The following is a 12,225-nucleotide window of genomic DNA, read 5'->3' on the forward strand; positions in this document are numbered from 1 at the left end:
GGCTCAGACCGGCCGCGGCGACCAGCGCGGCGGCGCAGGGGAACAGGCGTGGGGCACGCGAGCGCACCCGGGCAGTACGGCGCATCAGCGCTCCTGACAGGGGAGTTGACGGGGTGTCGGCCGCGCCCGTGGCCTGCTCCGGCCGGACCCGCCGGCGCCCGGCGCGGACCCGCCGAGACTACGACGCCGTGAAGTCGATCCCCCGCAGGGCGCGCGCGGCGGCCCGGTCGAGTACCACGGCCGACGCACAGCCGGCCGGCAGCCGTCCGGCCTCCAGGATCCGGCGGCGCAGCCGGGCGACGGCGGCCTGGTGCCGGGCGAAGGCGTAGCGCGAGACGCCGCGCCGGCGCCGCCGCTGCCCGTCCAGCGCCTCGGCCGGGTCGGCGTCGAGCAGCAGCAGGTGCACCCGGCGGCCCTGCCGGGCGGCGGCCCGCACCAGCCAGGCCCGCACCCAGGGCTGGGTGCCGCAGTCGTGCACCGCGAGCGGCCCGCCGTCCAGCACGGCCCGGCGTAACCGCAGGTAGTGGGCGAGCCGGGCCAGCGGGCGGTAGAGCGCGTACGGCAGGCGGCCGGGCAGCCGGGCCGCGTACTCCTCGCGGACGAGCTGGGAGTCGATCAGCGGGGCGCGGACGCAGCGGCGCATCAGGGTGCTCTTGCCGCTGCCGGGCAGGCCGGTGACGACCAGCAGGTCCCCGGCCGGGTAGCGCAGGACCGCCGGCCCGGGCCCGCGCAGCTCGTGCCGGGCGCTCGGGTCGTGCGGCGCGGACGGTTCGGACGGCTCGTAGGAGGCGGGCAGGACGACCCGTTCCCCGGCGGTGCGCGGCGGCGGCACCCTCGGCGCCGCCGCCGTCCGCACCGTTCGCGTCCCACTCACCCGGTCTCCCCCCGCCGTTCCCCTTCGAGGAGCATCGCTCATTCCCAAGAACGAGTAAAGGGCGGAGGTCGGAGCGGGTACGGACGACCACGGCCGGGCCCGGAGCGTGGCGGCGCCGAGGCCCGGCGGCGGGTGTCAGCCCAGCTGCGGGGCGATCCGGGAGGCGATCAGCTCCAGGTGGTCGAGGTCGTCCAGGTCGAGGATCTGGAGGTAGAACCGCTCGCTGCCGACCGCCGCGTACCGGCCGATCTTCTCGACCACCTCGTCCGGGGTGCCGGCCAGGCCGTTCTCCTTCAGCTCGTCGACCTCGCGGCCGATCGCGGCGGCCCGGCGGGCGACCTCGGCGTCGTCGCGGCCGACGCAGGCCACCATGGCGTTGGAGTAGACCAGGTCGTCGGCGGAGCGCCCGGCCGCCTCGACGGCGGCGCGGACCCGGCCGAACTGGGCCGCGGTGTCGTCCACCGAGGCGAACGGCAGGTTGAACTCGTCGGCGAAGCGGGCGGCCAGGGCCGGGGTGCGCTTGGGGCCGAGGCCGCCGACCAGCACCGGGACGTGCTCCTGGGCGGGCTTGGGCAGGGCCGGCGAGTCGGTCAGCGTGTAGTACTCGCCGGCGAAGTCGAAGGTGTCGCCGAGCTTGGTGTTCCACAGCCCGGTGATGATCGCCAGCTGCTCCTCCAGCCGCCCGAACTTCTCCTTCGGGAAGGGGATGCCGTACGCGGTGTGCTCGGCCTCGTACCAGCCGGCGCCGAGGCCGAACTCGACCCGGCCGCCGCTCATCGCGTCCACCTGGGCGACCTGGATCGCGGTGACGCCCGGCAGCCGGAAGGTGGCGGCGGTCATCAGGGTGCCCAGGCGGATGGTGCTGGTGTCGCGGGCGAGGCCGGCCAGGGTGATCCAGGCGTCGGTGGGCCCGGGCAGGCCGTCGACGTCGCCCATCTTCAGGTAGTGGTCGGAGCGGAAGAAGGCGCTGAAGGCCCCGAGCTCCTCGGCGGTGCGGGCGACCTTGAGGAGGGTGTCGTAACTCGCACCCTGCTGGGGTTCGGTGAAGACGCGGAGATCCATGCCGGCCATTCTGGTACGGACCGACCGGTGATCGGCACAGCGCGTCCGCCGCGCCACGGACGGTTTCCGATCCGGCCGGGTGGGGCGGCAGGGGTGGCCAAGGTCTCAGTACGGATCCGTCACGGGCGCCCGTTCCCGCTCGGAGGGTCGCCTACCGTGGACGGATGTTCGCGACCCCCGACGAGTCCTTCCGGCGCTCCCCCGACGAGCCGGCCGGCTGTCCGCTGCCCGGCATCGTGACGGCCTTCACGCCCCGGCTGGCCGAGTTCGCCTTCGAGCCCGGTTTCGTGGCGGCGGTCGACCAGCACGCGGCGATGCTGCGGGAGCTGCTGTACGCGCAGGGGCCGGAGCTCGCGCCCCGGCCCCTGGACCGTGAGGAGTTGTCGGACTACGCGCTGGGTTTCCTGGACGCGCTCGCCGAGATCGGCTGGCGGGAGCCGGTCGGCCACGACTACGCCGTGATCCGGCTCACCGCGATCTGCTGGCTGGTCCGCGAGCAGGGCCTGCTCGGGGTCTGAGCCCCGGCAGGCCCTCCCGGACCGCCCGGTACGGCGGGCTACCGGTTCTGGTCGCCCTCGATGCCCGGCGCGGGCGGGGTGCCCGGACCGGTCTGGGTGGTCGGCCGGACCGGCTGGTTGGACAGCGCGTCGGAGCGGCCGGCCTGGTAGGCGGTGCCGCGCAGCCGGGCGGTCTCCCGCTCGGCGCCGTCCAGCCACCGCTCCCAGCGCTGGCGCATCGGGATGATCAGGCCGCCGCCGACACCGACCACCAGCACACCGGCGATGGTGGCGAGCGCGGCGATCAGGACCGGCCCGGTGATCGAGGTGGCGATCCCGGCCTGGCCCAGCGCGGCGATCACGCCGAGGCCGACGATGAACGCCCAGACCAGGGTGGAGACCGTCCGGCCGTACGAGGCGCCGGAGAGCGTGCTGCCCACGATGTCGCGCACCGCGTTGGCGATGGCCATCGCGACCACCACGATCACCACGGCGACGATGCCGCGCGGCAGCCAGGCGACGATGCTGTGGATCATCGTGCTGATCGGGTTCGAGCCGAAGACGCCGAACGCCAGCTGCAGGGCCATCAGCAGGACGATGTAGTACACGACCTTGCAGATGATGCCGGTCATGTCGTACTTGGAACCCTGCAGGTGGGCGGCCACTCCGGACCGCTCCGCGACCCGTTCCGAGCCGACCCTGCGCAGCACCCGGTCGAGGATCTTGGCGATCGCCTTGGCCACGAACCAGCCGACGACCAGGATCGCCAGGAAGGCGATGAACTGCGGAATGACCTTGGCGATCTTCGACCAGGCCTCGGTGAAGCCCGACCCGAAATCGACGGACAGTGCGAGCTGCTGAGCCACGGAGTCCTCCACTCGGTGACACGGCGCCACGAGCGGGCGCTTCGGCCCCCCACCCTTCGTGGATAGCAGGCGCCCGCCCCGGCCGCGCGCGCCCGGTGTCCGGGATGGTCCCCTCGGGTGAATGCTCCGGCCGTCCGCACGCGTACAGTGGCGGTCCGGGGGGACGGGCCACGGGGCGGGACGGACGGGACGGTGCGGCAAGTGGGCGGTACGGCGGCGGAGCACGCGGTGGACCACCGGGCGCTGCACTGGCGGGTCCGACCGGAAGCGGCCCGGGCCGCCGTCCTGGTCCTGCACGGCGGCGAGGAGCACAACGTCGCCCGGCCCGGGCGCCTCAACCTCCCGCTGCTGCGGATGCACGGCTTCCTGCGCGCGCTCACCAGGGCGACCGCGCGGGACGGGGTGGCCATCGGCACCGTCCGCTACCGCCACCGCGGCTGGAACGGCGAACGGGCCGACGCCGCACGGGACGCGACCGCCGCGCTCGACGAACTCACCGCGCTGCTCGGGCCGGTGCCGACCGTCCTGGTCGGCCACTCGATGGGCGGGCGCGCCGCCCTCCAGGCCGGCGGACACCCCTCCGTCACCGGCCTGGTCGCCCTCGCACCGTGGTGCCCGCCCGAGGACCCGTGCGACCAACTCGCCGGGCGGGACGTCCTCCTGCTGCACGGCGACCGCGACACCGTCACCCCGCCCGCCGAAACCCGCGCCTTCGCCGCCCGCAGCCGCGCCGCGGGCGCCCGGGTCTGCGGCTACACCGTCACCGGCAGCGGCCACGCCATGCTCCAGCGCCTCCCCGACTGGCACCGCGCCACCACCCGCCTCACCACCGCCCTCCTCGGCCTCCACCCCTTCCCCGCCGAAACCGCCTCCGCCCTCGCCCTCCCACCCGCCTCCCGCGAAGCCCTCACCCTCCCCCTCCCACCCCAGCCCCGCCGCGCCCCGGCCCTCCCGGCCAACCCCTGAGGCACCGAGGCCCCGCGGGGCCGGTTCCTCAGGCCCGGCGCAGCACCCGCCAGGTCACCAGGCCGGCGGTCGTCCCCGACAGCAGCAGGCAGGCGAGGACCACGGAGGCCAGCGCCGCCGGGTCCAGGTGGAGCGTGACCGGGGCTCCGGTGCTCTGGGCGAGGCCGGAGGCGAGACCGGCCAGCGGCGGGAGGGTGGCCAGCAGTCCCAGCAGGGTGCCGATCGCGGTCACCACGGCCGCCTCGCCCGCGGCCAGCAGGACCAGTTGGCGGACGGTGCCGCCGGTCGAGCGCAGCACGGCGAGGTCGCGGCGCCGACCGTGGGCGGACAGGGCGGTGCTGTTCGCGGTGGCGATCGCGCTGTAGCCGACGGCCACGGCGATCAGCATGGCGGCCAGGCTGTCGGTCAGCCGGGCGTCGGTGTCGTAGTCGTCCAGGGCGTAGCGGACGGCGTCGTGGACGGCCGTCCCCGGGACGACCGCCACCGGATCCGCCTCCGCCGGGACGAACAGGTCGTCGCCCAGCGCGGCCGGGTCGTGGCCGCGGACCAGGCTCCGGGCGAGGACGAAGTCGCCGCGGGCCGGGTCGTCCGGCAGGATCCCGGCGATGAGCAGCGGGACGGTCGCCCCGTCGGCGAAGCGGACCGGGTACCGCTGCCCGGCCGTCACGCCCAGCCAACGCGCCATGGACGTTCCCAGCACCGCCTCGCCGGGCCGGCTCCAGGCCGGGTCGCGGGAGCCGAGGGCGTCGATCACGACGGTCGTCCCGTCGGCGCGGTGGACGAAGGCGCGGGTCGGCAGGGCGGCCTTGCCGACCGGGTGGGCGTCGGCCGCCTCGTCGGTGAGGCCCGGGGTTCCGTCGTTGGTGACGATCGCCTGGCCGGAGAGCCGCAGCGCCTGGCCGGCCGGGTAGGCCGCCCGCATCGTCTCCACCGCGCCGCTGAGCAGCACGGCGAAGCCGACCGCCGCGATCACCGGTGCCGCCGCCGCGGCGGCGCGGGACGCGCCCGCCGTCAGCCCGGCCCGCAGCAGCAGCGGGCCGGCCGTACCGAGCCGTCGCAGTGGTGCGGTCACCACCCGGCCCACCGGGCCGACCAGGACCGGGGCGAGCAGGGCGGCGGCCGCGATCAGCAGCATGGTGGCGGTGATCGCCAGGCTGATCCGGCGGTCCGCGGCGGCGGTCGCGGTGAGCACCGCGCAGCCGGTGCCGAGGCCGAGCACCGCCAGTCCGCCGATCAGCCGGGTGCGGCCCAACTGCCCTTCCCCCGTGTGGCTTTCGCGCAGTGCCTGCAGTGGCGCCACCCGGGCGGCGGGGCGGCTCGCCGCCCAGGCGCCGAGCACGCTGACGCCGACGCCGGTCGCGGCGGCGGTGAGCAGCGGCCAGGCCGTCACCCGCACGGTGAGCCCCGGCGGGGCGACGTCCAGGCGCAGCAGGGCGTCCCGCAGCAGCGGGGCGGCCGCGAGCCCGGCGAGGCAGCCCGCCGCCGAGCCGAGCAGACCGACCAGCGCGGCCTCGCCGAGCACCATCCGGCGCAGTTGGCCCGGGGTGGCGCCGAGGACGCGCAGCAGGCCGAGTTCGCGCCGCCGCAGGCCGGTGGCGAGGACGAGCATCGAGGCGACCACGAAGCCGGTGGTGAACAGGCCGAGGGTGGCCAGCGCGGCGATCACCTGGGTGCCGAGGAAGCGCCGGTGCTCGACGTGGCGGGGCTGGAGCGCGGCGCGGCCGTCGCCGGTGACCACGGCCGCCCGGTCGCCGACGGCCGTACGGGCGGCCGCGGCCAGGCGGGCGGGCGGGGTGCCGGGGGCGGGGAGCAGGGCGATCGTCCGGACGCCCGGGTCGCGCTGCGCGGCGGCGGCGTCGCTGAGGTAGTACCCGGGGCCGTCCACCGTGCCGACGACGGTGAACTCGGTACGCCCGGCGGTGAGGTTGACGGTCAGCCGGGCGCCGGCCGGGACGCCGAGGGACCGGTCGACCACCACCTCGTCGGCGGCCTCCGGCCCCCGGCCCGTGAGCAGCCGGTAGGAGGCCAGCCGCGCCGAGGACCAGCCGTGGCCCGCCTCGGCCGCGCCCTCGTCGGGGACCGGCCTGTCGTCCCGGACGGCCTGGGCGTAGAAGGCGCGGTCCACCACGGCGGCCGCCACGCCGGGCGCCGCGCGCAGCCGGTCGGTCAGGGCCCCCGCCTCGGCGGCGTTCCACGGGACGCGGTCCTCGGCACTGCCGCCGCGGCCGGTGGCCTGCGGCGGGAGCACCAGGGCGGTGGCGGCGGAGAGGCGGGGCTGGACGGCGGGCCGGGCGGACTCGTGGACGGTCAGCGTGGCGGTGATCAGCCCGACGCCGACCAGCACGGCGAGCCAGCACGCGAGGTGACTCGACCAGCGCTCACGGACGTTGGCGACGATCAGCATCACGCCTCCAGCCGGGCCATGCGGGCCGCGACGGCGGCGGCGCGGGCGTGGTCGCCGTCGAGGTCCAGCCGGTCGGCGATCCGGCCGTCCTGGAGGAAGACCACGGTGTCGGCGACGGCGGCGGCTGCCGGGTCGTGGGTGACCATGACCGTGGTCTGTGCCTGCTCGTCCACCAACCGCCGCAGCAGGCGCAGGACTTCGCCGGAGGTCCGGGTGTCCAGGGCGCCGGTGGGCTCGTCGGCGAAGAGCACGTCGGGGCGGGTGACCAGGGCGCGGGCCAGGGCGACGCGCTGCTGCTGGCCTCCGGAGAGCCGGCTCGGCCGGTGCCCGGCGCGCTCGGCCAGCCCGACGGCGCGCAGCGCGGCGGCCACCTCCTCGCGGCCGACGGCCCCGCCCTTCCGGCGGCCCGCGAAGCGCGAGGGCAGTTCGACGTTCTGGGCGGCGGTCAGCGACTCGACCAGGTTGTACGCCTGGAACACGAAGCCGATCCGCCCGCGCCGCAGTTCGGTGCGGCGGCGCTCGCTCTGGGCGCCGAGGTCGAGGCCGGCCAGCAGCACCCGGCCGCCGGTGGGCCGGTCCAGTCCGGCGGCGCACTGGAGCAGCGTGGACTTCCCGGAGCCGGAGGGCCCCATGATCGCGGTCAGGGTGCCGCGCGGAAAGCCGAGCGTGACCCGGTCGAGCGCGGTCACCGCCCCTTCGCCGCTGCCGTGCACCTTGCGGATGTCGTGCAGCTCCACCACGCCGTGCGGTTCGGCGGCGCCCCGCTCCGCCCTGGGTTCCCGATGGTTCGTCATGCCGAGGATTCCAGCGGACCCGCGGACCGGGGGCACTGATCCGGGCACCACCGGGAAGGTAGTGCCTGCACTACCCCGCCCGACGGACCACCCCACTATCGTTCTTCGCATGCGTCCGAGAACGGCATGGCAGGCGATGGCCCAACGGCCGTTGAGCTTCCTCGGCTCCGCGTGGCCGTGGCGTTCGCTGGCGTACCTGGCCAGCGGGGTGCTGGTGGGGGCCGCGGCGCTGGTGGTGCTGGCCGCCGGACTGGTGGCGGGGGCGGTGCTGCTGGTGGTGCTGGTCGGGGTGGCGCCGCTGGTCGGGGTGGTGCTGTCGGCGGTGGCGGTCGCGGCCGTCGAGCGGTGGCGGCTGCGGCTGGTGGACCTGGACCCGGCCGAGGACCCGCACCGGGCGCCGAACGCCCCGGGGCCGCGCGCCTGGGCGGCCACCCGGCTGACCGAACCGGTGACCTGGCGCGAACTGGGCTTCACCCTGCTCTCGGCCGCCGCGCTGTGGTGGCTGGACCTGCTGGTGCTGCTCTTCTCCTTCGGGGTGCCGGCGCTCTGCTTCTCGTCGCTCGACGGCGCCACCTGGCCGTGGTCGGTCTTCGGGGCCCTCGTGCTGCTCGCCTCGCCGTACACGGTGACCTCCTGGGCGGGCGCCCGCGCGGCCCTCGCCCGCACCCTGCTCGCCCCGCGCGACGCGGAGTTGGGCGCGCGGCTGCGGGAGGTGAAGGCCTCCCGGGCGCGACTGGTGGACGCCTTCGACGCCGAGCGGCAGCGGATCGAGCGGGACCTGCACGACGGCGCGCAGCAGCAGCTGGTCTCGCTGGGGATGACCCTCGGGCTGATGCACCTGGACGTCCCGCCGGGCTCACCGCTCGGCCCGCAGCTGGCCCGGGCGCAGGAGCAACTCGGCACCGCTCACGAGGAGTTGCGCCGGATCGTACGCGGCCTCAACCCTCCGGTGCTGGCCGACCACGGGCTGGCCGCCGCCGTCCGGGAGCAGGCCGGACGGTTCCCGATCCCGGTCACCGTCGACCTGGACCTGCCCGTCCGGCTGCCCCGGCAGCTGGAGACCGGCGTCTACTACCTGATCAGCGAGGCGATGACCAACATCGCCCGCCACAGCGGCGCCGGCCGCGCCCGGGTCTCCGGCCGCTACCACGCGGACCTGCTCGTCCTGGAGATCGCCGACGACGGCCGCGGCGGCGCGGACCCGGCGCTCGGCAGCGGGCTGACCGGGCTCGCCGACCGCCTCACCGCCGTCGACGGCCGGATGCGGGTGTCCAGCCCGGACGGCGGCCCGACCCTGCTCCACGTGGAGATACCGTGCCGCTTCGGGTGATCGTCGCCGAGGACGCCGTCCTGCTCCGCGAGGGACTGATCGGCCTGCTGCACCGCTTCGGGCACCACGTCCTCGCCGCCGTCGGCGACGCGGACGCCCTGGCCGCCGCCGTGCGCACGCAGCGGCCCGACCTCGTGGTCACGGACGTCCGGATGCCCCCGGACCACCGCGACGACGGCCTGCGCGCCGCCGTCCGGCTGCGCCGGGAGCACCCCGGGCTGCCGGTGGTGGTGCTCAGCCAGTACGTCGAACAGTCCTACGCGACACGGCTGTTGGACTCGGACGGCGGACGGGCCGTCGGCTACCTCCTGAAGGAGCGGGTGGGCGCGGTCGCCGACTTCATGGCCGGCCTGGAACGGGTGGCCGGCGGCGGGACGGTGGTGGACCGGGAGGTGGTCCAGCAGCTGGTCCGGCTGCGGCACGACCCGCTGGAGCGCCTCAGCGCCCGCGAGCGCGAGGTGCTGGCGCTGATGGCCCAGGGCCGCTCCAACGCCACGCTCGCGGCTGAACTCTTCATCAGCGACGCGGCGGTGAACAAGCACATCGGCAACATCTTCGCCAAGCTGGACCTGCCGGTGGACGTGGACGGCCACCGGCGGGTCCTGGCGGTGCTGCGCTACCTGGGGGCGTGAGAGCCGCGGGGGCGGTGCGGCCGGCTCAGCCGGTGGGCGGCTTGGTGCCGTTGGGCCAGACGCAGGGGGACTCGAAGCCGACGACCAGTGTGGTGGGCCAGTTGTCGCCGTCCGAGATGGAGGCCTTGAAGCCGTTGTCCGGGTTGGTGAGGACGATCACGCCGGGCCTGCTGTCGGTGACCTTGAACCCGGCCACGACGAGGTGGCCGCGGAAGGTGTCGAAGATCGTGTCGTGGTGGTCGGCCGGGATGTCCCGCAGGAAGCGGTACGTCACGGCCTTGACCCGGCCGTCCGGTTCCGAGGGGGCGTCCTTCTTGAAGCACTTCTCCTCGGCGTCCCGGTCGACGACCGGCGAGATCGGCTTCGGGAAGGCGAGGAAGATCTCGGTGAAGTACGTGTCGGTCTTCTGCTTGGCCTGGGCGCTGGTCAGCGGGGCGTCGGCCGAACCGGAGCAGGAGGTGGCCGCCAGCAGGACGACGCCGGCCGACAGGGCCGACCGCACGGCGCGAGCACGGGGGAAAGCAACGGTCACCGCATGATCCTTGAGGGGTTGTGTGGGCTGCCGGGGTCGGGACTGATCCTAGACCGTGTGCCAGAGGGCGGCCGCGAAGACCGCCGTCACCCAGGTCCACAGGACGGAGAGGCCGAGGTGTGCGACCGTGCGCAGGCGGTCGCCGCGCCACAGGCGGGGCGAGAAGTAGGCGAACTCGAAGAGCCAGCGCAGGCCCCAGAACAGAGTTTGGCCCGCCAGCAGGGCGGTGCCGAGCCGGCCGCCGGCGAGCAGGTCGGGGGCCAGGCAGAGCGGGAGCAGGCCGAGCAGCGCGCAGGCGAGGCCGATGAAGAAGAGGTGGGCGTAGGAGACCTGGCGGGTCAGCAGGGTGGTGCCGGCGAGGTCTGCGGGCCAGCCGATGGCGCGGGGCAGGACGGCGTGGACCAGGCCGGCGGTCACGAGGGCGGCGCCGACCAGGCGCAACTGGGCCTCGAGGGTGAGGAGTCCGGGCGTACCGGTCAGTTCGGCCAGGGCGGTCACCTCGGCCAGTCCGGTCGGCCCGGTCATGAGGCGGGCTTCCGGAGGGCGAAGGCGGTGACCAGGCCGGCGATCCGGCGTTCGGCGGCCGGGTGCAGGCCCGCCTCGGCGGCGTGCCGGAGCCAGGTGGCCCGGGGCAGGAAGTGCCAGGCGCCGGGGCCGTAGACGGCGGTGTTGGCGGCGTCCCGCAGGTGCTCGACCAGCAGCAGGGTGCCGCCGGGGCGCAGGGTGCGGGCGGCTTCGGCGAACAGGGCGGTGCGGTCGGCGGGGCGGCGTAGTTCGTGGGCGGCGAAGACGGCGAACACGGTGTCCAGGGTGCCCGTCGCGGCGGGCAGGGCGTCCGGCCGGGCCGGGATGCCGCCGGGGGCGGGCGGGGCGTGGCGGCGGGCGCGGCGGATCGAGCCGCTGGAGGTCAGCGCCGGGTCGTACAGGTCGGCGAGCCGTCCGCGGGCCCCGGGGTGGCGGGCGGCGAGCGGGCGACCGGCCTCGTCCAGGCCGGTGCTGATCACCAGGTGGTCGCCGGGGCCGTCGGGCAGCAGGGCGGGCAGCCAGTCGTAGCTGTGGAGCCCGGAGCGGTCGTAGACGCACCAGGTGGCGAGGGTGCCGAGGGCGAGGTACCCGGCGGCGGTGGCGGCGGCCGCCCGGGCGAGCGCGGCGGCGGGGCCGGGCAGCCGGCGGGCCAGCACCCCGCCGGCGACGACGGTGAACGCGCCGGCGGCGTACATCGGCCAGTTGTAGCGGACGACCTCGCGCACACCCGACGGGCGGGGGCCGTCCGGGACGGGACCGGGGGCGGGAGCGGGGACGGAGGCGGCGGGGGCGGCGGGTGCGGTCATCGGGCGGCTCCGGTGAGGGTGCGGCGCTCCCCGGCGTGCCAGCCGTAGTCGAGGCCGGCGACGTGGAAGGCGTTGGCGAGCACCGGCCGGCTGCCGGCCAGCGGGCCGTGGTCGAAGAAGGTGAGCCGGGGCACCTCGACGGCCACCGGGGCGGGTTCCCAGTGGGCGCGGGTGGCCTTGACCACGATCATCGACCGGGTCTGCGGCTCGTACTCGAAGGTGTAGGGCAGCGGGCCGGCGAAGCGGCGCGCGGCGCGGGCGTCCGCGAACGGGCTGCCCGGCGGGAGGGCGGCGGGGGCGCTGCCGAGGTCGGCGCGCACGTGCAGGTCGGCGCGGCCGTCGCCGCTGACCACCTTGAACTCCAGGGTCCCGTCGACCACCCGGGTGCCGATCCGGGCATGCCGGTAGTGGTAGCGGGAGAAGGCGTTGCCGCCGAGCGCCATCATCCGGCTGTCGGTGTCGGAGCGCAGGATGCGCAGGCCGCGCATGGTGCGGCCGCCGGGGGTCGGGAAGCGGGTGAAGACCCGGTAGCCGGTCAGGATGAAGTCCCGGCCGAGGCGGGCGGGCAGGGCGGCCGGGCGCAGTGCCCGGGCGTCCACGACGGCGGCGGCCACGAAGCCGTGCTCGGCGCCGTCGGGGTCGGTGTAGGTGTCGAGGGCGAGGCCGGGCGGCACCAGCGGGGCGAGCAGGCGGGGCGGCAGGGCGTAGGTGAGGACGAGCGAGTGCGCGAAGCGGGTGCGCATCGCGAAGGGGTGGCGTTGCAGCAGGTGTCGCACGGTCGACTCCGTGGTCGGGTAGGGGGGTTCGGAGCGTGACGGGGCAGCGCGGGACCGCCCTTCGCCGCAGGCCGCGGCGGGGTGTTCTCGCGCATCCTCATCATGGCGCACGACTTTGAACGTGTTCAACTCGGGGGTCGGAGGGGTGGGCGGGGTGCGCG

General features: G+C 75.9%; 13 protein-coding genes. 4 read left to right on the forward strand and 9 right to left on the reverse strand.

Going from position 1 to position 12,225, the window contains the following annotated elements:
- Window positions 1–178: 178 nt before the first annotated feature.
- Window positions 179–874, reverse strand: coding sequence for an AAA family ATPase (locus tag ACFU7Z_RS25320; RefSeq protein WP_380779841.1), 696 nt, complete (start codon window positions 872–874; stop codon window positions 179–181).
- A 135-nt stretch (window positions 875–1,009) separates the two neighbouring features.
- Window positions 1,010–1,936, reverse strand: a complete 927-nt coding sequence (locus ACFU7Z_RS25325; protein ID WP_049659071.1) for an LLM class F420-dependent oxidoreductase — start codon at window positions 1,934–1,936, stop codon at window positions 1,010–1,012.
- Between the two features lie 164 nt (window positions 1,937–2,100).
- Here ACFU7Z_RS25325 and ACFU7Z_RS25330 point away from each other — a divergent pair, with 164 nt between their 5' ends.
- Window positions 2,101–2,454, forward strand: a complete 354-nt coding sequence (locus tag ACFU7Z_RS25330) for a DUF6401 family natural product biosynthesis protein (protein WP_049659067.1) — start codon at window positions 2,101–2,103, stop codon at window positions 2,452–2,454.
- A gap of 38 nt (window positions 2,455–2,492) precedes the next feature.
- Here the strand turns inward: ACFU7Z_RS25330 and ACFU7Z_RS25335 are convergent, their stop codons facing one another.
- Window positions 2,493–3,299, reverse strand: coding sequence for a TM helix repeat-containing protein (locus ACFU7Z_RS25335; RefSeq protein ID WP_049659068.1), 807 nt, complete (start codon window positions 3,297–3,299; stop codon window positions 2,493–2,495).
- Window positions 3,300–3,500: 201 nt separating this feature from the next.
- On the opposite strand from ACFU7Z_RS25335, the gene ACFU7Z_RS25340 reads away from it, so the two are divergent.
- On the forward strand, window positions 3,501–4,265 hold the full coding sequence (locus ACFU7Z_RS25340; RefSeq protein ID WP_369808358.1) for an alpha/beta hydrolase: 765 nt from the start codon (window positions 3,501–3,503) through the stop codon (window positions 4,263–4,265).
- 28 nt (window positions 4,266–4,293) lie between these two features.
- On the opposite strand, the gene ACFU7Z_RS25345 is transcribed toward ACFU7Z_RS25340, so the two are convergent.
- Both ACFU7Z_RS25345 and ACFU7Z_RS25350 read right to left on the reverse strand, forming a co-directional pair.
- Entirely contained in the window at window positions 4,294–6,669 is a 2,376-nt protein-coding gene (locus ACFU7Z_RS25345; protein WP_380779844.1) for an FtsX-like permease family protein, read from the reverse strand.
- The gene (locus ACFU7Z_RS25350; protein ID WP_380779846.1) at window positions 6,669–7,463 is read right to left on the reverse strand and encodes an ABC transporter ATP-binding protein; all 795 of its coding nucleotides are present in this window, start codon (window positions 7,461–7,463) and stop codon (window positions 6,669–6,671) included. The genes ACFU7Z_RS25345 and ACFU7Z_RS25350 overlap by 1 nt, the downstream gene beginning before the upstream one ends.
- A 109-nt stretch (window positions 7,464–7,572) precedes the next feature.
- Here ACFU7Z_RS25350 and ACFU7Z_RS25355 point away from each other — a divergent pair, with 109 nt between their 5' ends.
- Both ACFU7Z_RS25355 and ACFU7Z_RS25360 read left to right on the forward strand, forming a co-directional pair.
- Complete coding sequence (locus ACFU7Z_RS25355; protein WP_380779848.1) at window positions 7,573–8,793, forward strand: sensor domain-containing protein; 1,221 nt, start codon at window positions 7,573–7,575, stop codon at window positions 8,791–8,793.
- The gene (locus tag ACFU7Z_RS25360) at window positions 8,778–9,425 is read left to right on the forward strand and encodes a response regulator (RefSeq protein ID WP_380779850.1); all 648 of its coding nucleotides are present in this window, start codon (window positions 8,778–8,780) and stop codon (window positions 9,423–9,425) included. Before ACFU7Z_RS25355 ends, ACFU7Z_RS25360 begins: the two co-directional genes overlap by 16 nt.
- A 25-nt stretch (window positions 9,426–9,450) precedes the next feature.
- On the opposite strand, the gene ACFU7Z_RS25365 is transcribed toward ACFU7Z_RS25360, so the two are convergent.
- From ACFU7Z_RS25365 to ACFU7Z_RS25380, 4 genes are read right to left on the reverse strand one after another with little or no spacing between them, the layout of a single operon-like run.
- Window positions 9,451–9,957 carry a hypothetical protein gene (locus tag ACFU7Z_RS25365; RefSeq protein WP_147409341.1) on the reverse strand — a complete coding sequence of 169 codons (507 nt, stop codon included), beginning with the start codon at window positions 9,955–9,957 and terminating at the stop codon, window positions 9,451–9,453.
- Window positions 9,958–10,005: 48 nt separating this feature from the next.
- Window positions 10,006–10,482, reverse strand: coding sequence for a hypothetical protein (locus tag ACFU7Z_RS25370; RefSeq protein WP_380779853.1), 477 nt, complete (start codon window positions 10,480–10,482; stop codon window positions 10,006–10,008).
- The gene (locus ACFU7Z_RS25375; protein WP_380779855.1) at window positions 10,479–11,288 is read right to left on the reverse strand and encodes a class I SAM-dependent methyltransferase; all 810 of its coding nucleotides are present in this window, start codon (window positions 11,286–11,288) and stop codon (window positions 10,479–10,481) included. Before ACFU7Z_RS25375 ends, ACFU7Z_RS25370 begins: the two co-directional genes overlap by 4 nt.
- A complete protein-coding gene (locus ACFU7Z_RS25380) occupies window positions 11,285–12,064 on the reverse strand; it encodes a DUF2071 domain-containing protein (RefSeq protein WP_198959501.1) in 780 nt (259 codons plus the stop codon). The genes ACFU7Z_RS25375 and ACFU7Z_RS25380 overlap by 4 nt, the downstream gene beginning before the upstream one ends.
- Between the last annotated feature and the right edge of the window lie 161 nt (window positions 12,065–12,225).

The organism is Kitasatospora sp. NPDC057518 (assembly GCF_042802075.1).
Lineage (GTDB): Bacteria > Actinomycetota > Actinomycetes > Streptomycetales > Streptomycetaceae > Kitasatospora.